Below are 24,691 nucleotides of genomic sequence, written 5' to 3' on the forward strand. Positions count from 1 at the left end.
GTGATGGTCGATGGTATTTCTCCGTCTTCAGATTCAGGCGATCGCCCCTCCATCTCCCCCGCTCAAATTGTGACCATTCGCCCCCAGGCCGAAACCATGACCCGCCAGAAACTTCCCTACTTTGTCGGAATTTCGGGTGCAACCGCAGGCACCCCGGGGCTATCCATGAATTTGGTGATCATTCCACCCAACGGCACGGCTGCAGCGCACTATCACAAAGATTATGAAACCGCGATCTTCATCCTTAAAGGCAAAATTGAGACCCGCTACGGCAAAGGGTTAAAGCAGTCCATGATTAATACAGCCGGAGACTTTCTATTCATTCCTCCGGGCGTTCCCCACCAGCCCACCAACCTCACGGACGAACCCGCCCAGGCGATCGTGGCGCGAAACGACCCCAACGAGCAGGAAAACGTGGTGATGTATGACCCTGCCCAAGACCTATAGGTTCTGGGAAAACGCTAATCAATAACGGGCAAAGCTGTATCCTCAGAGTTTGTATCCGCATCCTCTGAGTTTGCGTTCTCATCTCCGGGCGTCGTTGCTTCGGCCTCTGGAACGGGGCGCGGCCCTGGCGAAAATTCATCCATCTCACTGGGGGGCAATTTTTCTAACGTAATTAACGTTTCGATCACAGCCCGAACAGCCGGAGCGGCCACCGTTGACCCAAACGCATCCGCACCCACTGGCTCATCGACGACCGCCAACACCACGTAACGAGGGTTTTCAACGGGGAACGTTGCCACAAAACTCGTAATCTTGACCCCATCTAAATAACCACCATTCGGCCCTGCTTTCTGCGATGTTCCTGTTTTTCCTGCGACTCGATATCCTGGCACCTGGGCATTCTGACCCGTTCCATCGGTCACCACCGTTTCCATCATCTTCAGGACTTTCCGCGTGACATCAGCATCAAAGATTTGTTTCGGGGCTGCCCGTTCCGGTTGCCATTGTACCTGCCCGGAGCTATCCACTAAGCCTTTGACTAAATGGGGAACAACGAGTTTTCCTCCGTTGGCTAAAGCCGCATGGATTTGTAAAAGCTGAATAGGCGTTAGCGACAATCCTTGTCCAAACGCAGCAGTTGCAGGTTCAATCGCTGAATCGACAAATTGTTTCTTGTCCTTCAGATACCCCGCCCCTTCAAAGGGGAGATCAATACCCGTAAGCTCTCCAAGTCCAAGCTTTTGCAGCCATTTGTAGTACACAGATGGTTGCAGCTTTCGCATGATCCGCACCATGCCTACGTTGCTGGAGTTTTTCAGAACTTCAGTAATGCTAATACTGCCTCGACCACCCACGTACTTGTAGTCAAAGTTTTCAATCGGCCATTCTCCGATTTGAATATGACCAGGATCATCTACGTAGTCATCGGGCTGAATGACACCTTCTTGGAGGGCGATCGCCACATTAATAGGCTTGAAGGTTGAACCGGGCTCATACACATCGCTAATCGCCCAGTTCTTAAACTGCTCAACATCGGCCTTGTAATACTGATTGGGATCGTAGGATGGATACCCAGCCATCGTGAGCAAAGAACCGTCCAACGCATCCATTACCAGCACGACGCCTCGCTTCGCTTTATAGGTTTCTACCTGTTTCTGAATCGCATCTTGGGCAACGCGCTGGAGATCGCTATCGAGAGTTGTTTGCAGTTGGAGCTGATCCGGAACAGAGGCCTGCTCCGGCAGATTCTCCGTGGGCAAAACAAAGCCGTCCCCTGTCCGCCGCAACTCTAGCCCATCCCCCGTCCGTTCAATGGCATCCGCCTGACTCATTTCGATACCCGCTTGGGCTTGGCGATCGACATCCACGTATCCCAACAACGGACCAAAGAGATCCTGCTGGGGATAGAAGCGCTGGTAGGTTTGTAGCAGTTCTAGGCCATCTAGACGGAGATTCCGAATCCGGTTTGCCATATCCTCAGGAATGCCATCTAGAATCCGAATGCCGCTTTCCCCACTGGTTAGGGTTTGGAGTAGATCTGGTACTGGTTTTTCTAAGATGGGGGCAAGGCTAGCTGCAATCTCTTGCACATCCTTTTGAAACATAATCGGATGGGCATAGAGGGTATAAACGGGTTCATCGATGGCCATCACCGTGCCATTGCGATCTAGAATCGACCGGCGAGGTTGGGTGGCGCTCAGGACAAGCGTTTGTTGATCGGTCGCTCGCGCTTGCAGCATGCCCGCTTGGAACACTTGAATACGCACTAGGTTTAAGGCCAATGCCCCCAATCCCAGCATCAACAAGCCCCACACGATCAGTAGGCGCGATCGCACCGAATTCAGCCCTGTGCGCTTCACAGGCATCTCTGATAGTCGCCGCCGCGCCGATCGACGGTTTGCAGGCGAGTAATTGGACAAGGCTGTTGAACGTAAGCGCGGACTCGAAGATCCCATGCTACCGTACCGAGAAGTAGCGGGCACCGGACGCGATCGCCCCTGCGCCGAAGCGGATGGGGACACTAAACGGCGATTTCGACGTCTGCGGCGGGAGGACGGGGGGAAAACCATAGCCAGCGTATACCCTCAGCGAATCTCAGTAACCCAATGGCGCATTTTGAGAGGAACGGACATCAGGTTGGCGCGTCTCGATAACCTGAGGTTCACGAACCGGAGCAGGATCGACGAATAACATTTGGCTGGGAGCGGGGAGCGCCATCCGAGCCGACGGATCTTCAGCCATTTTTGCAATTTGCTGCTTGAGGGCTTCGTTAGAGGTCGTTAACTGGCGCTCTTGCTGGAGTAAGCTTTGTAGTTTTTGGTAGTCCCGACCCCAGGAGTCTTGAATATGAACCGTCCAGCCATACACCGATAACATCGCCGCAACGGATGATACCATGAGAACAGTTGATCCCTTTTGGGCATAGATCAGCATTTGTAGCCAAAGCGGTTGGCTAAGGGGCTGAGGTAGGGATCGAACGGATGCTTGGGTCGCTCGTTTATTCGCTCGAACGGTTGACGGGCGCAGCTTTGGCTGAGCAGAGGACTGACGAGCTTGAGACGCATAATCTCGCTCGTGAAGCGGAATCACGTTATCCGCAGTTGATGAACGCCGCTGCGATTCTGCTTCAATCCTTAGAGCCGCTGTCATACTCAATCCTCACTTAAATCCGTTGCATCCTATCTGTTGCTATCTAACTGCTATCTAACGATGATCGATCACACTGGGCGCTATTCTTTAGAACGCCCCTTTGCGTTGAACTATACCACTTGCATCGTTAGCTGAGTTACAACGCTAAAAAAGGGGGTGCCTAATACGTCTGATCTGCTCTGGATATAGCGTACCCACAACAATTCAAGGAATAGTCAACCCAGTATACGAGGTATTTGCGTAAAACTTCACTAGCAACAATGAAAAATACAAATTCTTTCTCAAACGGTTAGCGATCGCCCCACCTAACCTGGATTATTCATTCCCATCTGTTTGATGGTGGATTCAACGGCACCGGAACCGCAAGCTTTAGTGGGGCATAGGCTAACACAATCCGATGTTTGGCACGGGCAAGCTCTCCCTGGAGTTTTGCCAAGGCTTGCAGGGGCATGGTGGCAATGCCGATCAGCAGGGCGGGTGCGATGGTCATTCGCTGAAACGCAGAGCCGACGCCTAACACTCCAAGACTGGCGATCGCCACGATACTGCTAAATCCCAGGGTATAGCGCCAACTGGTGCCGATAATGCCGCGTACCTGTGCCCACTTTTGCTGTACGGTGTACTCCGGAATAAAGCGCAGTACCGCACTCGGTAAACCCAAGCTCGATAAAAAGGCTAAGAATCCACTAATGGCGATCGCATACTCGTAGGCTCTAAAGGCATCCATAGTCATCCATCGTGCCAGCAAAATTTGAGTGCCGTAAGCAACGATCATCCCCAGAACTTGAACGCTCAGCGCTTGGCTGGCTCCCCGTGCTAACGATTTCTTTAAGCTCACGGATTGATCCCTTGGTATTTCCATTGAAACTACTGATTAACCATTCTTGAACTTTTCGTTTGTGTGGAAACTATGGAAGGATAATTCAGTAATTACTGACTTTTGATATGACATAACCAGTGGTTACGATCAGGACTGAGCTAGGATATTTTTGTGGTCGCTTATGTCCCAGGCAATTCACATATCTGTTTTCGGTAAAACGTATCCGGTAAAAGAACGTCTTAAGGACTTTGGCTTGAGATGGGTAAGTAAAGCTTGGATTGGAACTTTTCCTTCAGAAGAGAAAGTAGAGTTATTACGGGAGTTTTGTCGTCGTCATAACCTACAGTACGTCATTGAAAAAGAGGGCGTGACTGAACGTCGCCTTTCAAGAGGTTCACGTCCAAAACCCAGATCTACCGCGGCTCTTTTCGTAGGAGAGGGACGTTTACAATGGGCGATCGAAGAAACATTAAACGTTGAGGGCATTCGGAGTAGGCGTCAGATGTATAAGTCTAACAAGTCGAAGACGCGGAGTTAGAAGACTAACCACCATTTATTACCGTGCTACAGGCTCCATCGTGAGAGATGTGTATCGCATTGTTGAAACCTGACCGGAATCGTTCCCCCATCGTGGCAGACTAGCATAGGCAACTGTAGTCAATACCCATCACGCCCAGGATTTTAAATGCAGTTCTCTCAAAAGGATGCGCTTGAGTCGCCTATATCGAGTATAGAAACTCCCCCTTTCTCCCAGGAATCAGCGTTGCCCTCCCCGAACGGCAGCGACGCCCAAGCCACGCAGCAGCGGAAAGCCGATCACATCCGAATTTGTCTAGAAGACGATGTGCAGTGTCATCAAACCACTACCGGATTTGAACGGTATCGGTTTCAGCACTGTTGCCTGCCGGAACTCAGTTGGGATGACATTACCCTCCAAACCACGTTCCTCGGTAAATCTCTCAAGGCTCCGCTGCTAATCTCCTCCATGACCGGAGGCACTGAACAGGCCAAGATGATTAACCAACGCCTTGCCGCGATCGCCCAACACTATAGATTTGCGATGGGGGTTGGGTCGCAGCGGGTCGCCGTCGAAAATCCAGCCGTGAACTCCACCTTTGCGGTACGGGCGATCGCTCCAGACATTCCCCTGTTTGCCAATCTGGGTGCGGTGCAGTTGAATTATGCCTATGGCGTGGACGAATGCCTGCGCGTTGTCGATTGGCTGGAGGCCGATGCCCTGATTCTCCACATCAATCCCCTCCAGGAATGTGTGCAAACCCGGGGCGACACCAACTTTCGGGGACTGCTCGATAAGATTGCAACGGTGTGCGATCGCCTCCCTGTTCCTGTGATTGCTAAGGAAGTTGGTAATGGCATCTCGGCCTCGGTGGCCCAAAAACTGCTCGATGCCGGGGTGCGCGCTATTGATGTAGCGGGAGCGGGGGGCACATCTTGGGCACGGGTTGAAAGCGAACGCGCCACCGATCCCAAACAGCGTCGGCTGGGAAATACCTTTGCCAACTGGGGCATTCCGACCGCGGATTGCATTACCGCGATTCGGGCGATCGCCCCTACTGTGCCCTTAATTGCATCGGGTGGGCTTCGCAATGGACTGGATGCCGCAACGGCGATCGCCCTGGGAGCCGATCTCGCTGGTCTAGCCTTTCCCTTCCTACAAGCGGCCTCGGAGTCGGAATCTGCCCTGCATGATTTGGCAGACGTCCTAGTTGCGGAGCTGACCACCGTTCTCTTCTGCACAGGCCATGCGTCTTTGGATGCGCTGAAACACAGTTCTTGCCTAGAACGAATACACTAAAGAGACCCTTCGCAGTCTGTGGACATTGACCGATTTCTCAAGGGACAGATCCAGATCCAATACTAGAATTACCGACGGCTAAACGAATCCTTAACTCAACCCTGAAACCTCAAAACTCAAACGTGATAATACGTCAGTCTGAATGCAGACAGGCAAGGGATGGGTTGGGTAGCATAGGTGGGGAACCGTTCGTAGCCCGGAATTATTCACGGTCCTACGCTCTTCTCCCATCGTGTTACTGAGTACCTAGCGTCATGCGCGACTTCCTGAAAACCGTTTTTGCTAGCTTTGTTGGCCTTTTGCTCTTTTCAACCCTCAGCCTAGGAGGACTCATTGCATTTCTGGCACTCATTGCCCTAGGTTCGCGGTCAGGCCCCATTATTGAAGACGACTCTGTATTAGTGCTAGATCTTTCCCTCGATATTACAGATGCTGGACCCTCCGCCGATCCGGGGGCATTGATCAATGACGCGATCGCCGGACGCAGCACGCCCGAAGCCGTATCCCTACGAACGGTGCTAGAGGCGATTCACGCCGCCGAGAACGATGACCGAATCTCTGGATTGCTCATCCAAGGCAATATTGATCCTGCCGCCCAAGGATCGGGCTTTGCCACTCTCTACGAAGTCCGCAAAGCGCTAGAAGCTTTTAAAGAGAGTGGCAAACCGATCTACGCCTACGAAACGGATTGGTCAGAGCGGGAATATTACCTCACCTCCCTGGCCGATACCGTGATTCTCAATGCCACGGGAGGGATGGAACTGAATGGGCTCAGTGCCGAAAATACGTTTTTTGCGGGCGCACTCGACAAATTTGGGATTGATGTCCAAGTGCTGCGAGCGGGCAATTTCAAATCTGCGGTGGAACCGTTTATTCGTAGCGATAATAGTCCCGAAAGTGAACAGCAGTTACAGGTATTACTCAACGACCTCTGGAACGAATTTCTGACGGCAACCTCAGCAAGCCGCGATTTGCAACCGAATCAGCTTCAACAAATTGCCAATACTAAAGGCTTTGTCCTGGCTGAAGATGCTCTCAGCGCTGGACTGGTGGATGAGGTTAGCTACGACAGTGAGGTGATCGATCAACTCCGGGAGTTGACCGGAGAATCGACGGACAAAAACGCCAAAGATACCGCTACATTTCGCTATATTGATCTGCTGAGCTATGCCCAGGCCACTGAAGCTACAAGTCGGCAGGCTGACAAAATAGCGGTCATCTATGCCGAGGGTGAAATTGTCAGCGGCGAAGGGGGCTTTGGCATGATCGGGGGGGATTCTCTGTCGCGCCTGCTCCGTGAAATTCGCGCGGATGAGTCGGTGAAAGCGGTGGTGCTGCGGGTCAATAGCCCAGGCGGAGGCGCTTCACCCTCGGAAATGATCGCCCATGAGGTGAGGCTAACCAGCGAGGTTAAACCGGTGATCATTTCCATGGGCAATGTGGCGGCATCGGGTGGCTATATGATTTCGGCCTATGGCGATCGCATCTTTGCGTCACCGACGACCATTACCGGATCGATCGGCGTTTTCGGCCTCGTCGCCAATGTGAAAGAACTGGCCAATGAAAACGGCGTGACTTGGGATGTGGTCAAAACCGCTCCCTTTGCAGATTCGGGAACCCTAGCCCATCCGCTGACGCCGCAGGAAATCGCGATTCAACAGCAAATTATCGATCGCACCTATGATGACTTCCTCACGACCGTAGCCGAGGGGCGATCGCTCGATAAAGCAAAAGTTAATTCTGTGGCGCAAGGGCGAGTGTGGTCGGGCATCCAAGCCCAAAAAGTGGGATTGGTGGATGAACTGGGCGGGTTAGAAGCGGCGATCCAGGCAGCCGCCGATCAGGCAAAACTGGGAGACACTTGGAGTCTTCAGGACTATCCCGAACCGCGCACCTTCCCACAACAGCTTTTGGAAAGTTTGTTTGGCGTAACGTGGCGCGATCGCCTTGCCCGAACCCATTCCACCGATCCGCTTACAGCAGAACTGTTACAGGTTCAGAGCCAGATGCAAATCTTTTCTCAACTGAATGATCCGCGTCAGGTGTACTCCGTCATGCCGTTCCTGCCAACTATTCAATAGTTAGGATGGCCGCGAGACAGGATGACAAAAGACTCCCAGATCGGAACGGATCACTCTGTTGCCCAACTTGTCCCAAGGTCGAGCCGGATTACTCCTCATCCAAACTTTGATTTTCCGGCTTGGGGCGATCGCTGCTCCAAGCCCACCATGCGGTACCACAGCTACAATGGTAAAACTCTTGCCACTTGCGGCGATGATCTTCGGTATACACCGGAGCTCGACGATTGATCCAAACGGCCTGCGCCTCCATGCAGGATGCTTTGCAGGTCGGACAGCAAAAGGGATGGGCATGTTTTGCCGATTGTGCCCAATCCGGCGGTGCAGGCGAGAAAGCATCCATAAAGGCGTAGCAAGGCATCCTGTGCAAAGGTACGAACTTATCCTAGCGTCATTCTAGAAACTCAAACGCAGGGGACAAGTGCTTCCTTGGACACGGAATCGCTTAGCATAACTTTGCACGTTTCTGCGACCAACCCAGTGCCAAATCTAGCGTTTTCCGATACTGTTGAGATACAAAATGGATGCCCTGTGGGGTTCATAGTTAGTTTGGAAATTGAACGTTCAGAGGCAATTGCCCAGGTAACGTAAAACTAATCCCTAGGTTCACTCTCCCCGCATATCAGGATACGGAGATATATGGCATGATTCTCAACGTGATTTCGTTCGTGGGCATCTTTTTTCTGTGCGCGATCGCCTGGATCTTTTCCGAGAATCGTTCAGCGAAGTATTTTCCCTGGCGTGTCGTCATTTGGGGCATTGTACTTCAGCTCATTTTGGGATTCCTCGTCTTCTGGTTCCCCCCTACCAAGTTTGCCCTCAATGCCTTTAGCCGACTTCTTGACAGCGTCTTCATCGCTGCCGATGCCGGGGCACGTTTTGTCTTTGGCCCTGCGTTAATCCCCCTTCCAGGAGAAGCCCCTCAACCTGGTATTGGCACCATTTTTGCCTTCCGGGTATTGCCCACGGTGATCTTCTTCGGTGGCTTAATGGCGCTACTGTACAATATTGGTGTGATTCAACCTGTTGTGAACTTCTTTGCTCGCATCTTCTACCGCACCATGCGCCTGAGTGGAGCGGAGGCTCTGAGCGGAGCCGCTAACATCTTTGTGGGCATTGAATCAGCCATTGTAGTGCGTCCGTTTTTGGCAAGAATGACGCGCAGTGAGCTGTGTGCGATTTTAGCCTGTTGCTTTGGAACCGCAGCATCCTCGACCCTAGCGATCTACGTCCGAGCACTGGAAGATGTCTTCCCTAACATTTTGCTCCACCTGATTTCTGCGTCTATTATTGCGATTCCGGCCTGTTTCCTACTGTCGAAAATCCTGGTTCCCGAAACCGAAGTTCCGGCAACTGCAGAAGGCATCGATCAGATGACGACCGATGCCGATCAAGATGATAGCCTTCAGCAGATTGCGGGAGAGGCGATTGAAAATATGAGTCCTGTGGATGCGGCGATCTTGGGAGCGATCGACGGGATGAAAATGGCTGTCACGATCGCGGCGGTTCTGATCTTTATTGTGGGAATTGTTTCTCTCATTAACCAACTCTTTGCGGGTCTGGCGGCCTTAGCAGGTACCGGAATTCCGGTGCTAACCCAGATCGGTCAGGTGTTCAGCGTGGTCACTATCGAGAACATTTTAGGCGTTCTCTTCCTGCCACTAACGCTGCTGACGGGCGTTTCACTGGACTGGAATGAAATTTGGATGTCTTCAGTCCTCATTGGAAGTCGCCTACTGCAAACCGCTATTCCCTCCTATCAAAAACTGGGACAGCTTGGTGCTGAAGGAGTACTGAGCGATCGCGCCATCTTGATCGTGAGTTATGCCCTCTCTGGGTTTGCCCATATTGCCTCCGTGGGCATCTTTGTCGGTGGATTAATTTCGCTGATTCCGTCTCGCCGCAGAGATATTTCAGAACTGGGCTGGAAGGCTCTGTTCGTAGGAACCTTAGCCACCATCATGATTGCCTGCGTTTCTGGCGTGTTTGATACGGGTGATCCCAGCATTTTGGGCGATCGCGCAACTCCTATCCCCGCCGTTGAAACCCCTGCACCTGCACCATCAACGCCATCTCCCGCCTCTCCTAGCCCATAGCTGTATTGGCCCAGCCCCTCCACGTAAACCTATGGCGGAATAGAACGTTGATGTCCTTTGGGAAAGGGTGCTATAGTGACGTCAGTACTTCAGTAGTACTTGCTCCTTTTGAAATTGAGTCCGTTTAGGAATTAAGGAGGTGATGCCCATGCAAGATAGTAGTAAATGGATGGGTCATCAAGTTGAAGGAAGTCGGCTGTGCGCCGGAGCTGTTCTCTAGGGAATTGTCCTAGGTATTCAATATTTGGACGTTTCCAACATTTGGAGAGTATATCGGATGATTAACTTGAGTTCCTTCCGGCAGTTGATTTCAACTTGAAGACCCGCTAGACCGCTCCCACTTTTGGTAACTAAGGTTACTCCTAGTGGGAGCGGATAGTTTTTTAAAGCAACCGTGTAAACCTCAGCTAGGTGCAACCATGGCCCAACGACTATCAGACACCGCCATCCAAGAGCAAATTCGCACAGTACCCGATTGGAGTTTGGAAGGCTCCACCCTAACGCAGTCGTTTAAGTTTAAAGACTTTTTGGAAGCGATCGCCTTTGTGAACCGCTTGGTTGAGCCCGCTGAGGCCGCAGGGCATCATCCCGACATCTCAATCTCCTACAACACCGTGGCGATCGCCCTCACAACCCATGATGCGGGTGGCTTAACCCAGCTTGATTTCAACTTGGCGAGCGTCATCTCTCAGATTGCCAAATCTCTATCCTGATCAATCCCATTTCAGCCGTAATTCTGGATAGAGGATGACTTTGGGCAACTTAAACTCAATGCCCTGTTCTATAAACTTCCCGCAAATTTTCTAACTTCTTGTTGAAGTACTAGGACTTTTTAGGAAGCTAATGCTATAACTAGCTATATAGAGCCTAAGTTGTTTAGATCTCTATTTCTAGGTGTGAGGAAAAAATAATGACTAAGATTTTTTGGAAATCTTTGCTAGTAGCTCCAGCATTCTTAGGTGCAGCCATGCTTGCGTCCTCTGGCGCGATCGCCGCAGAAGCCCAAGATGCTGTTGAGTCTTCAGTAGAATTTGTTCCCGTTGAATTGTCTGACGTTACATCAGTAGACGCAATTGTAGACGCTGAAGCGACCGTTGATGTAGCTCAAGCTGCTCCTGTTGACTCTTCGTCTTTGAACCAGGTTGTTCAGTACGCAAACGAGAGCAACGTCAACGCGATGGGTCAGGTAACCTCCATCGATCAGCTTTCTGATGTTCGTCCGACCGACTGGGCGTACCAAGCGCTGCAATCCTTGGTTGAGCGCTATGGCTGTATCGCAGGTTATCCCGATGGAACCTACCGCGGTCAGCAAGCGATGACTCGTTTTGAGTTTGCGGCTGGTTTGAACGCTTGCTTAGATCGAATCAACGAAATCATCGCGGCTGGTCTGGCAGACGTTGTTACGAAGGAAGAGTTGGCTGCTATCCAGCGCTTGCAAGAAGAATTTGCGGCTGAATTGGCAACCCTGCGTGGTCGTGTAGATGCTCTGGAAGCTCGTACCGATGAGCTAGAGGCCAATCAGTTCTCCACTACCACCAAGCTAAGCGGTACGGTACTGTTCAACGTTGCAGCTGAGTTCGGTGATGTTGCTAGCGACCAAGCTACCTTTGGATATCGCGTTCGTCAAAACTTTGACTCCAGCTTTACGGGTGACGATCGCTTGCGCGTTCGTCTCCAGGCTCGTGACATTGAAGACTTCGCTGGCGATCCGGAAGGATTCTCCTACTCGGGTGACAGCAATGGCGATGTTGTTCTAGACGATTTGTTCTACGACTTCCCGCTGAGCAGCAACATCGATGTTCGCATTGGTGCAAACAAGCTGGCGGTTGATGACATGGTTGCAAGCACCATCAGCCCTCTGGATAGCTCTGACTACGGTTCGCTGTCGAACTTCGGCCTCCCGCAGCAGTATGAACTCCTGGCAACAGGTGACGCTGGTGCAGGCTTAATCTTCCAGTTCAGTGATGCATTGAGCTTGGATGTAGGTTACACCGCGGGTACTGCATCTGATCCTAACCCTGGCTTTGGTCTGTTCAACGGTAGCTACAGCGCTATCGGTCAGTTGACCTATCTGGGTTCCAACTGGCAGTCTGCCCTCACCTATATCCACACTTACCTTTCCTCTGCGGATTTGGGTGCAACGACCAGCGGTGTTGTAGGTAACACCTTCGGCTTCCAGACCAACTTCATCTTCGGTGATATTGAAGTGGGTGGTGGTATTGCTTACGCTGAAGCAATTGAGCTGGCTACTGGCGATGCTGATGTATGGAGCTACCAGGGTACTCTGGCAATCAACGACCTAGGTGGCGAAGGCAACAAGCTAATGCTGCTCGGTGGTGTTCTGCCCTACACCCGCGATGCTGGTCTGTCCGCATTTGATGGCGACTTCTCAATCGATCCAGGTGGTGATACCTCGGTTCTGGTTGAACTGTCTTACTTATTCAAGGTCAACGATCGCATTTCGATCACCCCTGGTATCATCTGGGTTGAGGATGCCATTGACAGCGGTGATGATGCGTTCATCGGTGCATTGCGTACCACCTTCCAGTTCTAAGATGGCTTAGATTGGCTAAGGTTTAGCTAAGTAAAAGGGTTTGTGGCATTGCTACAAGCCCTTTATCGTGTCTTTAAAGTTGGGATAGCGCCACTTGCCTTCAGTGGGTGATCGAGAATCCCGACGTTGACGAGTTTGACGACGAGGTCAACTATGGCAGAAAAGCGAAAATCTTCTCCGAAGGATGCTCAGGGAAATCGACTGGTCTATTCCGAGTTTGGCAATACCGACTATGCCCCAGCAACGGAACGTGCCCAGCCCAATTTGCCACCCCAACAACAAAACCTGCGTGTCCAAGTCTCTCGTAAGGGGCGCGGCGGCAAGACCGTAACCGTTATCAGTGGCTTTCAGTCGAGTCCTGAAACTCTTTCAGGGCTGCTGAAGAAACTCAAGGCTCACTGTGGCTCGGGTGGAACTGTAAAAGAGCAGACCCTGGAAATTCAAGGTGATCATGCCCAAACGCTGCTTGATCTCCTGATAAAAGCAGGCTACAAAGCCAAGATTAGCGGCGGGTAAGGATTCCCGGCCTAAGCCTTCAAATAGCCTGCGGCGATCGCTCCTTCAATGTGTTGTTCTACCCAACTCCATAGCGCTGGAGCACCAACGGCGATCGCCTGCATCCGGCCTTCAACTTGACGCCGTGAAATACCGTGTAAACGCCAGGTGTGGCCGTTCGTCTGTAAATTGTTGAGAAACGGTTGGAGACAATCGAGCGCTTTGGCGAACTGGGCATTGGTTGTGATCTGTTCTTCGTATTCGTCCCAGTAGGCGCGAAACTCACAAGCTTGATCTGGCGGTAGGAGTCCAAAGAGCCGCTCCGCAGCACGCTGTTCTCGTTCCGGTTTGCTGTCGTTGCCGTGGTCATCGTAGCAGAAGGTATCCCCCGCATCGATTTCCACCAGATCGTGAACCAACAGCAGTTTTACAACATGAAGTAAATCGACGGCCTCGGGTGCGTATTCCACAAAGGCGATCGCCATTAGGGCAATGTGCCATGAGTGTTCAGCGCTGTTTTCTCGCCGCGATCCATCGGTAATCAACGTTTGTCTCAAAATCGTTTTAAGCTTGTCAATTTCCATAACAAACTGCAACTGTTGGGACAGACGGGATTCAACCGCGATTGTTGGATACATAAGCTTCTAAGTTTGAGAAGGAATTGCTGAGAACTATACCTGGTCTACACGAACCATCGCAGGCACAACGCCATTTTTATCCGAATAGGTTTGCGGCGATCGCCCATTAACCTTCGGAGTCCTCGCTGTTAGTGGATGATGATTGCGTAGACCGCGATCGCGCCATGCGTGGGTTGCGCGGCTTTCGCCCCATACAAGACTGAATTTGGCTCTTAAATTGCTGAAATTGCCGTTGAGTCGTTTGCCAGGGCGTTTCTGCCCCTTCTAGGCTACCCATCTGATTTTTGGCCAGCCACCGAGCTCTTAACCATCCCATCGACAGTCCCCCAATCAAGCCCAAAATAAGGCTTAACCCCGGTGGGTACCCTGTTAGGGCAAAGCCCAGGAAAAAAATTAACCAAAACCGAAGCCCTGTACTAATGCCATCTGATCCCATCGCGTTTCGTACGTCTGAGTTTGCAATATATTCAGGTGCAGGGCTCGGTGTGTTGATTCAGAAGGAGCAACCCTCAAGCCCGGAACTGTGCCCGAATGTCTTCGATCCGCTTGCGATTCACACCCAAATCCGACTGGCCGAGCCGGGACGCAGACCGTACCTGGATCACCTGTGCAGTTGGATCGACGAAGAATTCCACATCATCCACAAATCCCATGAGGGCGCTTGTGAATTCAGCATACAAGTAGTCCTCTGTCTCCGTAATGATAGCGGTGCGATCCATGCCTTGAACTATGGATTTAATCGCTGCAAGCGCTTGTTCCGGAGAGGTTGTGTAGGGGATGGGAGCAATTTTATGCTCGGCATCTCCATCGGGCGCTTGGCTGCTGACACAGTTGGGTGAGCTAGGGCAGGCGGACAGTTTGCCATCCTGAACGCCAAGGGTGGTGGGACGTTTTCCTGAAAACTTGAACACCGTTCCTCCAGAGGATGCTAAGTAAATGGCGGATGGAGGCTGTGGACTGGCGATCGCCGCTTGAACACCGCCAAAGCTAATCAAGATCAGGATACAAAACGATAGGCACAATGCTAAGCCAGCTTTGATCATTCCGAATCTTCTAACCTCCGTTACTGCTGTTAATCTTATGAGACTATGGAACAAAACGGGAGACAGTGATAGTCTGTCCTGTGCAAGGAGCACCTACTTTAGTCCGCAACTTTAGCGAGTGGTTTCAGCCAAGCGCTTGCATAACTCTTTCAAACTCCTACCGTACTTAAGTATGAATCACTTTCTTTGTGGATGGAATGCGAATCGACTGAACGCGATCGCCCCTTTCTCTGCGAGCGTTGTCGCGGCTCTCGTCACAGGGGCGATCGCCGCACATCCGGCCTCTGCTATCGAAGTCCAGGTTTCTCCGTCCGATCCAGAACTGGGCGATACATTATCTGTAGTGGTTGAGACTACAGGGACGGAAACCGAAGCCCCCGTCGTCCAGTTTCAGGATAAAAGCTACACCACCTATGAACTCCGAGACAACGTTTATCGCGTTCTTCTGCCCACGAGTCCCCTCGACACTCCAGGAGAACACGCCTTGACGGTCACAGGCGAAGACGATCAGCGGAACCTAGCCGTTTGGCTGAAAAACCGGGAGTTTCCAACTCAAAGTATTTGGCTTCCCCCCGATCAAGAAACGGATATCAGCGATTACGAATACAACATTGTGGATGCGTTTAAAGCGCTCGTCACACCCGAGAAGTTTTGGAATGGGGCGTTTCTTCGTCCCACCAATGGAGATGTATCGACCATTTACGGCATTCGTCGCTACTACAATGGCGAATTTGCAGAAGATTACTACCATCGCGGCGTTGATTATGCAGCATCGACCGGGACTCCCGTTGTGGCTCCCGCTGCCGGACGCATCGCATTAGTCGGATATGAGGCCGATGGTTTTGTGATTCATGGCAATGTTGTTGGAATTGATCACGGTCAGGGCGTGCTGAGTATCCTGATGCACCTGAATAGCATTAGTGTACAAGAAGGAGACATGGTGGAAGCTGGACAACAGATCGGCACCGTCGGTGCAACGGGGATGTCCACAGGCCCTCACTTGCATTGGGGGCTATACGTGCAAGGAGTAGCCGTTGATCCAGTGCCTTGGCGCTACGAAGGGTTTGAATAGCCCTGATGGTTCGGAACTTTGCGCGAAAAAAGGGCGACTTTTGGCGATCCCACCGATCCAAATCGCCCAAACTTTCGGAGAATGGCGATCGCGCCTCGGCTGAGGTCACCCCAAACGCAATGCTTTTCCCTAGGTTGCAGTGCCCCGTTCCGGGTTAATTTGGCGTACCAGGTGAGCTAGTTCAGGAATGATGAGCTTTTCCATGCCCAACTGCACCGCGTTGGTCGAACCCGGTAGGGAGAAAATGAGCCTCTGTTTATAGATGCCCGCGATCGCCCGTGACGCCATGGCTCGCGAGCCAACCTCTTGATAGCTCAACCAGCGAAATAGCTCGCCAAACCCCGGTAACGTTTTTTCGAGGAGTTGGGCGATCGCCTCATAGGTCGTGTCTCTTGGCGCAATCCCTGTGCCGCCGTTCAAGATAATGGCATCAATGGGCACCTGACCTGCCAGCTCAACAATCCGGGCACAAACCTCCTGGGGGTCATCTTTGAGAACCGTGTAACTCACCGGACGGTGGCCTGCCCCGGTTAACAATCGTTGAATCAGTTGACCACTGCGATCGCTTTCCGGGGTGCGAGTATCACTGACTGTAATCACAGCACAGGAGACCGACAGAGGTGTAGAGTCAGGATGCGGATAGTGCGCCATAGAAAACTTAGACTTCGCCACACACAAGTGATTTGATATGAATTCCCAGGAGACGGACGGAGGTAAAAGTCTAGCAACAGGCACAGAGCAAGTGCGATCGGCGTGGAAACACCTGCTCCACCCCTATCCAGTGCGGCCTAAGCTTTTTGGAATCCAAGATCATTTTGCTCAGCATAGCGCTCCATAAAGCGCATAAACCGATCCCACTCCTCGGCACTTCGCATAATGTAGATTGCCTCGATTGCCTCAGGTTGGCCGTTGACAAACTTTGCTTTCACCTCCCGTGATACCAACTCGCCTTCTTCATCCACGAGGTACATCCCGGTGACTTGAAGATTGCTCTCGCGGCTCAGCGCATCAGGATTTTGAAAATAGAAAAAGGCTTGCCCACTGCTGCCATCCCGGGCACGGGTAAGGCGGATATCAGGAATTACGGTTTCTGCCACGCCTTGGGCAAATTGAATTTCAGCCATAACGATTGCTATTACACCTAATAAACAAATGCGTCACCTACAGTTTTTCCATCATCCCATCTCGCTAACCCCTCGCGAAAGGCATTTCGGTGAAAAAGTTCGTGCACAGGGTAAGACCTCGGCGTGTCTTACCGCATCCTAGACGATGGTGAATTGCAGGTCTTACATAGGGTTCGCCCCTCTTTTAGATTGGAATGCATGCTGAGCATTGTCGAGGATATTGTCCAAAAAGTCCCCTCCACCGGGATTTTGCCCTGTTCGGGAATGCGTTAAGATGTCGAGGCTAAACATCGCAGCTGTTTGGGAAAATCCGGTGATTGATAACGGCCTACCTTTAAGGATAGGTGGTGCTGTTGGCAAAGTCCGGTGCTGTGCCGCAACTGTGAGTGGAAGTCAATACGCTTTCACAAGCCAGAATGCCAAACAGTGTGCTGCTCATTACATGTCCTGCGTTGCACAGGATAAGGAGTTTCAGTTCATGGTTATGCATCGGGAAAACAATTTGCATCGTTCGAGCGCGATCGCGCCAATTTTGCCCCCTACGCTCCAGAGCGATCGCCTCGCCTCTGAGGCCTTGGGGAACCTTGCACCCCTTCCCCTTCAGCGTCCCGTTTTGCTGGTGGGTCACGGGAGCCGAGATGCGGAGGGTCGGCAAAACTTGCTCGATTTTGCCCATGCCTATCAGCAGCTTGACCTCTCCCGTCCCGTTGTCCCCTGCTTTCTCGAACTGACAGAGCCTTCGATTCAGCAAGGTGTGGATGAATGTGTTGCCCAGGGCTATACCGACCTGTCCGTTTTACCGGTTCTACTTTTCGCTGCACGACACAATAAGTTCGACGTGACCAACGAACTCGATCGCGCCCGCCAGCGTCACCCGCAGCTTACCTTCCACTACGGTCGGCACTTTGGGATTACACCGGGCATTTTGGATCTATGGCGATCGCGCCTTGAGGAATTGGATCAGCCGGAATGGAACCCCCAGGGAATTTCCCGGGCGGATACCGTTCTCCTGTTTGTAGGACGGGGAGCTAGCGATCCCGATGCCAACGGGGATGTATACAAAATGGCGCGAATCCTCTGGGAAGGGAGTGGCTATAAAACCGTTGAAACCTGCTTCATTGGCATTACCCATCCCCGATTAGAAGAAGGGTTCAACCGCGCCCGCCTCTATCAGCCAAAGCGAATTATTGTCCTACCCTATTTTCTATTCACAGGCGTACTCGTCAAGAAAATCTACGACATTACCGCCCAACAGCAGGCTCAGTTCCCAGAAATCGTCATGCAGTGCTTGCCCGAAATGGGAGTGCATCCTCAGCTCTTTGCAGTGCTGCGCGATCGCGAACTGGAAACACAGTTAGGGCAAGTGCAGATGAACTGTGAGATGTGCAAGTTCCGGTTAGCAGCCTTAGAGAATTCCGGAAATGGTCACGCTCACGGGCACAGTCATGGGCACAGTCACCATCACGGACATTCCCATCACCCCGATCATGGTCACGCCCATAGTCATAGTCATAGTCATGGTCACGGGCATGATCATCCGGCTGAGGATCCCTATGCAGAACCAGAGCAATATCACGATCGCATCTGGCAAGTGCCCTAGGAACGTGATAAACCAGATTGAAGGTAGGCAATACGAGCAATTTCTGCGATTTCGACTATGATTGATGCTTCCAATACATCGAGTGAGAGCTTAAAAGCAGGCGATCGCGTCCGTCTTTGTGAGCCTCCCCCTTACTTTAAAACTGCCGATCCCATGCCCATGCTGCGGCCACCGGGCGTCGTCGCTGTGGGCGAAGAAGGAACCCTGATGGATTATCGTCCGGGCGGAACGTGGAGTGTTCGCTTTACGAAAGGAACATTCCTTCTGGATGCAAAATATTTAGAGACCATTTCTCCGGAACCCGATCAGGAGTCTCCGGATACTGAGGATAACCAGCCCTAACAGCTAGAGCAGTTACATAGGGAGGCATTGCTTCAGTATCGATAGCAAATGCCTCTCGTATGGTTCCATTTATCCGTCAAGCGTTTCTGAAGGGCGATCGCCAATCTGCAAACAAATAATCTAAATCGGAATACAAACCTAAAGGCACAAAATTGCGTTATTATAGTTCATCTAGGATGATAGCTGTCGGGTCATGCCGATTAGCATTCGTTTATGTCACAAGACGGTAGGCAAGTGTTTGCCTGCCGCACTCCAGCGTCAGTTGTAAGTTTCATACACATATAGTTTGTTCACGGAAAAACCTTGTAGGAATAGCATGGTCAATCAGGCAACACCCGACATCGGCTTTACACATGAGGATTTTGAAAGGCTCCTCGATCAGTACGACTATCACTTTAGTCCTGGCGATACGGTTGCTGGAACAGTTTTTAGCATCGAACCGAGGGGTGCTCTGATTGATATTGGCGCGAAGACGGCTGCCTACATTCCTATTCAGGAGATGTCGATCAACCGGATTGAAAGCCCAGATGAGGTGCTTCAACCCAACGAAACCCGTGAGTTTTTCATCCTAAGCGATGAAAACGAAGATGGTCAGCTTACCCTTTCGATTCGCCGCATTGAGTATATGCGGGCATGGGAACGCGTGCGTCAGCTTCAAGCTGAGGATGCGACCGTTCGCTCTGCCGTGTTTGCGACGAACCGGGGTGGAGCGCTCGTTCGTATCGAAGGACTGCGCGGATTTATTCCTGGCTCTCACATCAGCACTCGCAAGCCGAAAGAAGATTTGGTTGCGGAAGAACTGCCCCTCAAGTTCTTGGAAGTTGATGAGGATCGGAATCGCCTCGTGCTTAGCCACCGTCGTGCGTTGGTTGAGCGGAAGATGAATCGTCTCGAAGTTGGCGAGGTTGTTATTGGAACCGTTCGCGGCTTGAAACCCTACGGTGCCTTCATTGATATCGGTGGTGTCAGCGGATTGCTCCACATTTCCGAGATTTCCCACGACCACATCGATACACCCCATAGCGTCTTCAATGTAAATGACGAAGTGAAAGTCATGATTATTGATCTGGACGCAGAGCGGGGGCGGATCTCGCTATCCACCAAGCAGCTTGAACCCGAACCGGGTGACATGGTTAAGAATCCTCAGTTGGTGTACGACAAGGCTGAGGAGATGGCTGAGAAGTATCGTGAACGGATGCTTCAGCAGGCTCAAGGTGCTGATGAATATGCCGCAGAACCTGAGGCTGTGGTTGAGGACGAAATTCCTCCAGCGACAGATGATGTTGTAGAGGAAGAGCCCATCATGGCAGGTGAATAGACCATTTCGTCTATTCGTAAGTCCTTAAAATTTTAGAAGGGGGTGAATTTCACCCTCTTTTTTGTTGGATTATTAAACGCTGAATTACCCCCTGAATATAAAAACTATGGTTACCATCCGGTGTAAAAATGTTGTTTTCCACGATATCCAAGCCATCTTATTTGATAAAGACGGCACGTTAGCAGATGCAGATCAGTATCTACGACAACTTGCCCAGCGGCGATTGCGCCTCATAGATGCCCAAATTCCAGGCACCCAAGATCCACTGCTAATGGCCTTTGGCGTCAATGGCGATCGCCTAGACCCGGCTGGTCTTATGGCTGTAGGAACCCGACATGAGAATGAAATTGCGGCAGCGGCCTACATTGCTGAAACTGGACGCGGCTGGCGAGAAGCAGTAGCCATTGCGCAATCGTGTTTCCGGGAGGCAGATCAATCCTTACCGAATAAGGCTGCTCACACCCCATTGTTTGACGGAGCACTAACCTTACTGCACATCCTCCACCGTGCAGACATCCGGTTGGGAATTATATCGGCAGACAGCCCAGACCATGTTGAAGAGTTTGCCGCGTTTTATCAGCTCACCCCACTACTCTCGGTTCAGATGGGCAGTACCGAATCCTTAGCGAAACCAAATTCCGCCATGATTATCCAAGCCTGTGCAGTTATGAATGTCCTGCCACGGCATACGCTAATCATTGGTGATGCTGACTCTGATATCGAGATGGCGATCGCGGCGTCCACAGCGGGTTGTATTGTAATTAATCGAGGCTCTGGACTAACCCCATCTCTAACCAATGCAAATGCCATCATTCAAGACTTGAGCGAGATTCAAGTTCGATATTAGGAAAAAGTCTTGAGTTGTAAGGCGCGATCGCACCATGAGGTATAGCCAAGCGGGTAAACTATACTACTATGAATGGATCGTTGTGATCCGTTTGCGGAGTTTATTCGTTTGATATTCCGTTTCTTTTGAAAAATCAAGGAGAGGATACGCTCTTGTCTCGTCGCTACCTCTTTACCTCAGAGTCGGTTACTGAAGGCCATCCCGATAAAATCTGTGATCAAATTTCGGATTCGATCCTGGATGCGCTACTGACCCACGATCCCCATAGCCGCGTCGCTGCAGAAGTGGTGGTGAACACAGGTCTTGTACTGGTTACAGGTGAAATTTCATCCAAAGCCCATCTCAATTACGTCGATCTTGTTCGTCAAAAGATTGCTGAAATTGGCTACGTTGATGCGAACAACGGCTTCTCCGCTGATAGCTGCTCTGTCATCTTATCGATTGATGAGCAATCACCGGACATTGCCCAAGGCGTTAATCAAGCTCAAGAAGCTCGCGAACTGTCCAGTGAAGAAGCGTTAGATGCCATTGGCGCAGGTGATCAAGGCTTGATGTTTGGCTTTGCCTGCAATGAAACACCAGAGTTGATGCCTTTACCTATCAGTCTGGCTCATCGTATTTCTCGACGCCTTGCATCAGTTCGTAAAACGGGGCAGCTTCCGTATCTGCGCCCGGATGGCAAGACTCAGGTTACGGTTGTTTATGAAGATGGCAAACCTGTTGGTGTCGATACAATCCTAATTTCGACTCAGCATACCCCTACGATTGACGCCATCACGGACGAAGCGGCGGTGCAGGCCAAGATCAAGACTGACTTGTGGAGCCATGTCGTGGAGCCTGTTTTCACCGACATTACAGTCAAGCCGGATACGAGTACCCGCTTTTTTGTCAATCCAACTGGAAAGTTTGTGATCGGTGGCCCACAGGGAGATTCAGGGTTAACGGGTCGGAAAATTATTGTCGATACGTACGGTGGATATTCTCGCCACGGAGGTGGAGCATTCTCCGGTAAAGATCCCACCAAGGTGGATAGAAGTGCAGCCTACGCCTGTCGCTATGTGGCTAAAAATATTGTGGCTGCGGAACTCGCTGAAAAGTGCGAGGTACAGTTGAGCTACGCGATTGGAGTAGCTCGACCTGTCAGCATCATGGTGGACACGTTTGGTACAGGCACCATCTCAGATGATCACTTGCTAGCGCTGGTTCAAAAGCACTTTGAGCTAAGACCTGCCGGAATTATCCAACTGTTTAACCTCAGTGCACTTCCGGGTGACCGGGGTGGACGCTTCTACCAGGACGTAGCCGCTTACGGCCATTTCGGACGTACTGACCTAGACTTACCTTGGGAAAAGACGGATAAGGCCGCAGTTCTGCAAGAGGAAGCGAAAGCGCTCCTCTCTGGTGTTTCTTAAAGTCACGTCCAACGCAATGACAAGGGCGGATGGTGTAGCAGTCCTGTGAACCATCCGCCCTTACTGTTCTCAACCTGGATTAGAATCCTAATGAGGTTTTAATCTTCTCCAACGCTACTTTCTCTTTGTCGCTCACTTTTTCTTTGCCCGTACCAAAGAGACCCGTTCCTGCCGCATTGGCGACGACTTCCGCACACTCGTACACAAACTGCTTGAATTCTGCGACCTCTTCAGCCGTTGCCTTCCCTTCCGTTAGGGCGATCGCCTCTTGAGTTGCGGCGATCGCCTTATCGACAGCCGTTCCGCTTTGCACATCTTCCGCCGTGATGTCCTCCTTATCGAGCTTAATGGAGCCAGCTTTCATAGCCTCTTCCGAGAAAGCGGCTTGAATGATGGAATTATTGGGATACTTTTTGCCCGCGTTCAACACTTCTTTAGACAGAGCGGCGGCTTCTTTTGCCGTTGAGATAATACCCAAGTCAACGGCTGCCGCCGCCATGCCAATTTGCATGGGGGCATTGCCGATGGTGGCTAATTCTTGTTCAGTGTAGGTGCTCATGGAGGTTTCCTAAACGAGTTGGATTGATTCTAGGACAAAGTCCCAAGAGTATTATTAGGGCAAACCATAAGAATCCTATAAAGCGCTTTGGAAATTTAAGATTTATTCTTACCCACAACTGACAGACGCATAAACTTGGACGTTGGCCTCCTATCAATTTTGAGTTTTGAGTTGTCAGTGCGTTGCTAGGTCAGGGATTTCAGCCTTTCATCTGTAGCTAGAATTTTTGAAATTGGGATTAGCATCCCCCAACCGTAGAACAGCGCAGATTAGTGCATCCTGTGAAAAAACAAGTATCCAAAAAACGCCCCGTACTGGGGCGCAATAGACAGAACCGTGAAATGGATTAGAGGCAGATTTCCTAACCTGGCCGCTTCTGTCCAGAGGCAAGAGAAGACACTAACGCCTTAGCTTCGTCTGCTCCGAGAGCATTCAAGATTTCGAGCAACTCATCCTGCAAGCGGGATGCATCAGGAGAGGTAGCGGTCGCGGGTGCTGACGACGCTAAGGATTGAGTCACAGAGAGCTCTTCGTCTTCGATGTAAATACAGACACCACCATCACAATTCAAACCAAGCTGATGCCAATACAGCGTTGGGATGGCGCGCCCCCGCTGAGCATAGTATTCGTGGTTGAGTAAATCGGATTCTAAATAAGCCTTGGGCGACTCATAGTATCGAGGATGACGGGCATGGGGAACCGTGAAACATCCAAAAAACTTACGATACTCTTCTGAATCCAAAATTGCTGTGATCAGGTGATGAACGCCTTCTGTCAGCAAAACATTACAGTAATCATGGACTTCCTCAGAGTTGAAGGGGGCACGTCCAAGGAAATGCTTGAAGCACGATTCAATAAACTTGAGATTAGTCGAGGTGTGGTAGAAAGAGTTGAGATAAACTTCAGAGTGCCCTAATTCTTTAAGAAAGCGCCGAACACCAATTTTGTCAGACAAGAAGTCTTTTTCGGCTTTGGCGAGCGATCGCCGTTCGTATGCATACGGCTGGCGTTCTAAGATTTGTTGGTAGATTTGATACAGCGCAGCTTGGCGTTCGTCACGAGTAGACGTCCGACTTACAGTAATCGGGGTGAAGCTATCCATATGCCTTCCTCCAAGGGTTTAAGACTGAAAGGCTGGAGTCGCAATAAAGATGCAGGAAAGCGATGTAATTAGGCGTGGGATTGGAGCACTTCGATTACTTTTTCAATGTAGGGGCGAATCAGTTCACTCTCGGCGGGAGGTAGAGTAGCGTTTACAGCGTCTTGAAGGTGCCGATACGCTGTTGCACAGTGGGAGGTTCTCTTGTAGGCCAAGATAATGGTGTCTAGCCAAGACATCATTTCTTCCATAAAGAAGGTTTCGTCATCTCGGAGTAGCGATACTGCAATGTAGCGCAGTACTTCGGTCATGTCGTACTGACACCGCTTGCCGTGTTGCTTAATCAGTTCAGGGTACTCATGGGCAAGCTGCTGGAGTGCCTTCAGTACCAGCTTGGGGCTATGTTCTCTGAGCTGATGGTACGCATTCAGACGCACCTGATAGCTATTCAGATACTGTTCAAGCGGTCGTAGCCCGTGGGCATCGAGATAACCGCCATCTACGGCAATGACATTTTTTCTAAGGTGTGGTTTAGGGCGTGCATAGTTGCGTTGAAGACTATTCAGCAGGACAAAATGCGGGGTAGATGATCAGGCAGGCGTTGGGGAAGTGTCTAAACGTCAATGAACCAACGATCGCGCTGATGAATTGAATGCCACGATGGGAAAACTTGGGCTGGCAC

The 24,691-nt window shown here is 51.1% G+C and carries 24 protein-coding genes and 1 pseudogene; 13 read left to right on the plus strand and 12 right to left on the minus strand.

Annotated elements, in window-relative coordinates; translation table 11 throughout:
- Positions 1-3 precede the first annotated feature (3 nt).
- Positions 4-447, plus strand: coding sequence for a cupin domain-containing protein (locus IGR76_16435; GenBank protein MBF2080055.1), 444 nt, complete (start codon positions 4-6; stop codon positions 445-447).
- A gap of 14 nt (positions 448-461) precedes the next feature.
- Here IGR76_16435 and IGR76_16440 read toward each other — a convergent pair whose 3' ends face one another.
- The 3 genes from IGR76_16440 to IGR76_16450 form a co-directional block, all read right to left on the minus strand.
- Positions 462-2,402 (minus strand): penicillin-binding protein 2, encoded by a 1,941-nt coding sequence (locus IGR76_16440; protein ID MBF2080056.1) that lies wholly within the window; start codon positions 2,400-2,402, stop codon positions 462-464.
- Positions 2,403-2,541: 139 nt separating this feature from the next.
- Positions 2,542-3,096 (minus strand): hypothetical protein, encoded by a 555-nt coding sequence (locus tag IGR76_16445; protein MBF2080057.1) that lies wholly within the window; start codon positions 3,094-3,096, stop codon positions 2,542-2,544.
- 319 nt (positions 3,097-3,415) lie between these two features.
- Positions 3,416-3,934 carry an oligosaccharide flippase family protein gene (locus tag IGR76_16450; protein ID MBF2080058.1) on the minus strand — a complete coding sequence of 173 codons (519 nt, stop codon included), beginning with the start codon at positions 3,932-3,934 and terminating at the stop codon, positions 3,416-3,418.
- A gap of 667 nt (positions 3,935-4,601) precedes the next feature.
- Between IGR76_16450 and IGR76_16455 the strand changes: the two genes are divergently transcribed.
- Together IGR76_16455 and sppA are read left to right on the plus strand one after the other, a co-directional pair.
- Positions 4,602-5,732, plus strand: a complete 1,131-nt coding sequence (locus tag IGR76_16455) for a type 2 isopentenyl-diphosphate Delta-isomerase (protein ID MBF2080059.1) — start codon at positions 4,602-4,604, stop codon at positions 5,730-5,732.
- 254 nt (positions 5,733-5,986) lie between these two features.
- Positions 5,987-7,813, plus strand: coding sequence for a signal peptide peptidase SppA (gene sppA / locus IGR76_16460; GenBank protein MBF2080060.1), 1,827 nt, complete (start codon positions 5,987-5,989; stop codon positions 7,811-7,813).
- Between the two features lie 88 nt (positions 7,814-7,901).
- Here the strand turns inward: sppA and IGR76_16465 are convergent, their stop codons facing one another.
- Positions 7,902-8,153, minus strand: coding sequence for a hypothetical protein (locus IGR76_16465; GenBank protein MBF2080061.1), 252 nt, complete (start codon positions 8,151-8,153; stop codon positions 7,902-7,904).
- 301 nt (positions 8,154-8,454) lie between these two features.
- Here IGR76_16465 and IGR76_16470 point away from each other — a divergent pair, with 301 nt between their 5' ends.
- The 4 genes from IGR76_16470 (at position 8,455) to IGR76_16485 (ending at position 12,976) form a co-directional block, all read left to right on the plus strand.
- On the plus strand, positions 8,455-9,906 hold the full coding sequence (locus IGR76_16470) for a nucleoside:proton symporter (protein ID MBF2080062.1): 1,452 nt from the start codon (positions 8,455-8,457) through the stop codon (positions 9,904-9,906).
- Positions 9,907-10,325: 419 nt separating this feature from the next.
- A complete protein-coding gene (locus IGR76_16475; GenBank protein ID MBF2080063.1) occupies positions 10,326-10,619 on the plus strand; it encodes a 4a-hydroxytetrahydrobiopterin dehydratase in 294 nt (97 codons plus the stop codon).
- A gap of 197 nt (positions 10,620-10,816) precedes the next feature.
- Positions 10,817-12,460 (plus strand): carbohydrate porin, encoded by a 1,644-nt coding sequence (locus tag IGR76_16480; GenBank protein MBF2080064.1) that lies wholly within the window; start codon positions 10,817-10,819, stop codon positions 12,458-12,460.
- A gap of 153 nt (positions 12,461-12,613) precedes the next feature.
- Positions 12,614-12,976 (plus strand): translation initiation factor, encoded by a 363-nt coding sequence (locus tag IGR76_16485; protein ID MBF2080065.1) that lies wholly within the window; start codon positions 12,614-12,616, stop codon positions 12,974-12,976.
- Between the two features lie 11 nt (positions 12,977-12,987).
- Here the strand turns inward: IGR76_16485 and IGR76_16490 are convergent, their stop codons facing one another.
- From IGR76_16490 to IGR76_16500, 3 genes are all read right to left on the minus strand, one after another.
- A complete protein-coding gene (locus tag IGR76_16490) occupies positions 12,988-13,593 on the minus strand; it encodes an HD domain-containing protein (protein ID MBF2080066.1) in 606 nt (201 codons plus the stop codon).
- A 106-nt stretch (positions 13,594-13,699) separates the two neighbouring features.
- A complete protein-coding gene (locus IGR76_16495) occupies positions 13,700-14,029 on the minus strand; it encodes a hypothetical protein (protein MBF2080067.1) in 330 nt (109 codons plus the stop codon).
- Positions 14,030-14,102: 73 nt separating this feature from the next.
- Entirely contained in the window at positions 14,103-14,636 is a 534-nt protein-coding gene (locus tag IGR76_16500; GenBank protein ID MBF2080068.1) for a DUF1499 domain-containing protein, read from the minus strand.
- Positions 14,637-14,808: 172 nt separating this feature from the next.
- Between IGR76_16500 and IGR76_16505 the strand changes: the two genes are divergently transcribed.
- Complete coding sequence (locus IGR76_16505) at positions 14,809-15,708, plus strand: M23 family metallopeptidase (GenBank protein MBF2080069.1); 900 nt, start codon at positions 14,809-14,811, stop codon at positions 15,706-15,708.
- Positions 15,709-15,837: 129 nt separating this feature from the next.
- Here the strand turns inward: IGR76_16505 and IGR76_16510 are convergent, their stop codons facing one another.
- Both IGR76_16510 and psb28 read right to left on the minus strand, forming a co-directional pair.
- The gene (locus IGR76_16510; GenBank protein MBF2080070.1) at positions 15,838-16,359 is read right to left on the minus strand and encodes a MogA/MoaB family molybdenum cofactor biosynthesis protein; all 522 of its coding nucleotides are present in this window, start codon (positions 16,357-16,359) and stop codon (positions 15,838-15,840) included.
- A 137-nt stretch (positions 16,360-16,496) separates the two neighbouring features.
- Positions 16,497-16,832 (minus strand): photosystem II reaction center protein Psb28, encoded by a 336-nt coding sequence (gene psb28 / locus IGR76_16515; GenBank protein MBF2080071.1) that lies wholly within the window; start codon positions 16,830-16,832, stop codon positions 16,497-16,499.
- A gap of 484 nt (positions 16,833-17,316) precedes the next feature.
- Between psb28 and IGR76_16520 the strand changes: the two genes are divergently transcribed.
- The 5 genes from IGR76_16520 (at position 17,317) to IGR76_16540 (ending at position 22,351) form a co-directional block, all read left to right on the plus strand.
- Positions 17,317-18,432 (plus strand): sirohydrochlorin chelatase, encoded by a 1,116-nt coding sequence (locus IGR76_16520; protein ID MBF2080072.1) that lies wholly within the window; start codon positions 17,317-17,319, stop codon positions 18,430-18,432.
- A gap of 57 nt (positions 18,433-18,489) precedes the next feature.
- Positions 18,490-18,774 carry a DUF3148 domain-containing protein gene (locus IGR76_16525; GenBank protein ID MBF2080073.1) on the plus strand — a complete coding sequence of 95 codons (285 nt, stop codon included), beginning with the start codon at positions 18,490-18,492 and terminating at the stop codon, positions 18,772-18,774.
- A gap of 316 nt (positions 18,775-19,090) precedes the next feature.
- Complete coding sequence (locus tag IGR76_16530; GenBank protein ID MBF2080074.1) at positions 19,091-20,092, plus strand: 30S ribosomal protein S1; 1,002 nt, start codon at positions 19,091-19,093, stop codon at positions 20,090-20,092.
- Between the two features lie 106 nt (positions 20,093-20,198).
- Positions 20,199-20,939, plus strand: a complete 741-nt coding sequence (locus tag IGR76_16535) for an HAD family hydrolase (protein MBF2080075.1) — start codon at positions 20,199-20,201, stop codon at positions 20,937-20,939.
- Between the two features lie 152 nt (positions 20,940-21,091).
- The gene (locus IGR76_16540; GenBank protein ID MBF2080076.1) at positions 21,092-22,351 is read left to right on the plus strand and encodes a methionine adenosyltransferase; all 1,260 of its coding nucleotides are present in this window, start codon (positions 21,092-21,094) and stop codon (positions 22,349-22,351) included.
- Between the two features lie 79 nt (positions 22,352-22,430).
- Here IGR76_16540 and IGR76_16545 read toward each other — a convergent pair whose 3' ends face one another.
- The 3 genes and pseudogenes from IGR76_16545 to IGR76_16555 all read right to left on the minus strand — a co-directional run bounded on the left by IGR76_16545 (position 22,431) and on the right by IGR76_16555 (position 24,553).
- Positions 22,431-22,910 (minus strand): hypothetical protein, encoded by a 480-nt coding sequence (locus IGR76_16545; protein ID MBF2080077.1) that lies wholly within the window; start codon positions 22,908-22,910, stop codon positions 22,431-22,433.
- Between the two features lie 361 nt (positions 22,911-23,271).
- Positions 23,272-24,012: a phycobilisome rod-core linker polypeptide gene (locus IGR76_16550; protein MBF2080078.1), complete on the minus strand. Its 741-nt coding sequence runs from the start codon at positions 24,010-24,012 to the stop codon at positions 23,272-23,274.
- A 68-nt stretch (positions 24,013-24,080) separates the two neighbouring features.
- A pseudogene (locus IGR76_16555) lies at positions 24,081-24,553 on the minus strand (phycobilisome protein).
- Between the last annotated feature and the right edge of the window lie 138 nt (positions 24,554-24,691).

Origin of the sequence: Synechococcales cyanobacterium T60_A2020_003 (assembly GCA_015272205.1) — a bacterium.
Lineage (GTDB): Bacteria > Cyanobacteriota > Cyanobacteriia > RECH01 > RECH01 > JACYMB01.

Coding starts and splice junctions, on each gene's coding strand:
- IGR76_16435 (MBF2080055.1), top strand. CDS start 4: ATGGTCGATGGTATTTCTCCGTCTTCAGATTCAGGCGATCGCCCCTCC.
- IGR76_16440 (MBF2080056.1), bottom strand. CDS start 2,402: ATGGGATCTTCGAGTCCGCGCTTACGTTCAACAGCCTTGTCCAATTAC.
- IGR76_16445 (MBF2080057.1), bottom strand. CDS start 3,096: ATGACAGCGGCTCTAAGGATTGAAGCAGAATCGCAGCGGCGTTCATCA.
- IGR76_16455 (MBF2080059.1), top strand. CDS start 4,602: ATGCAGTTCTCTCAAAAGGATGCGCTTGAGTCGCCTATATCGAGTATA.
- sppA (MBF2080060.1), top strand. CDS start 5,987: ATGCGCGACTTCCTGAAAACCGTTTTTGCTAGCTTTGTTGGCCTTTTG.
- IGR76_16465 (MBF2080061.1), bottom strand. CDS start 8,153: ATGGATGCTTTCTCGCCTGCACCGCCGGATTGGGCACAATCGGCAAAA.
- IGR76_16470 (MBF2080062.1), top strand. CDS start 8,455: ATGATTCTCAACGTGATTTCGTTCGTGGGCATCTTTTTTCTGTGCGCG.
- IGR76_16475 (MBF2080063.1), top strand. CDS start 10,326: ATGGCCCAACGACTATCAGACACCGCCATCCAAGAGCAAATTCGCACA.
- IGR76_16480 (MBF2080064.1), top strand. CDS start 10,817: ATGACTAAGATTTTTTGGAAATCTTTGCTAGTAGCTCCAGCATTCTTA.
- IGR76_16485 (MBF2080065.1), top strand. CDS start 12,614: ATGGCAGAAAAGCGAAAATCTTCTCCGAAGGATGCTCAGGGAAATCGA.
- IGR76_16490 (MBF2080066.1), bottom strand. CDS start 13,593: ATGTATCCAACAATCGCGGTTGAATCCCGTCTGTCCCAACAGTTGCAG.
- IGR76_16495 (MBF2080067.1), bottom strand. CDS start 14,029: ATGGGATCAGATGGCATTAGTACAGGGCTTCGGTTTTGGTTAATTTTT.
- IGR76_16500 (MBF2080068.1), bottom strand. CDS start 14,636: ATGATCAAAGCTGGCTTAGCATTGTGCCTATCGTTTTGTATCCTGATC.
- IGR76_16505 (MBF2080069.1), top strand. CDS start 14,809: ATGAATCACTTTCTTTGTGGATGGAATGCGAATCGACTGAACGCGATC.
- IGR76_16510 (MBF2080070.1), bottom strand. CDS start 16,359: ATGGCGCACTATCCGCATCCTGACTCTACACCTCTGTCGGTCTCCTGT.
- psb28 (MBF2080071.1), bottom strand. CDS start 16,832: ATGGCTGAAATTCAATTTGCCCAAGGCGTGGCAGAAACCGTAATTCCT.
- IGR76_16520 (MBF2080072.1), top strand. CDS start 17,317: ATGCATCGGGAAAACAATTTGCATCGTTCGAGCGCGATCGCGCCAATT.
- IGR76_16525 (MBF2080073.1), top strand. CDS start 18,490: ATGATTGATGCTTCCAATACATCGAGTGAGAGCTTAAAAGCAGGCGAT.
- IGR76_16530 (MBF2080074.1), top strand. CDS start 19,091: ATGGTCAATCAGGCAACACCCGACATCGGCTTTACACATGAGGATTTT.
- IGR76_16535 (MBF2080075.1), top strand. CDS start 20,199: ATGGTTACCATCCGGTGTAAAAATGTTGTTTTCCACGATATCCAAGCC.
- IGR76_16545 (MBF2080077.1), bottom strand. CDS start 22,910: ATGAGCACCTACACTGAACAAGAATTAGCCACCATCGGCAATGCCCCC.
- IGR76_16550 (MBF2080078.1), bottom strand. CDS start 24,012: ATGGATAGCTTCACCCCGATTACTGTAAGTCGGACGTCTACTCGTGAC.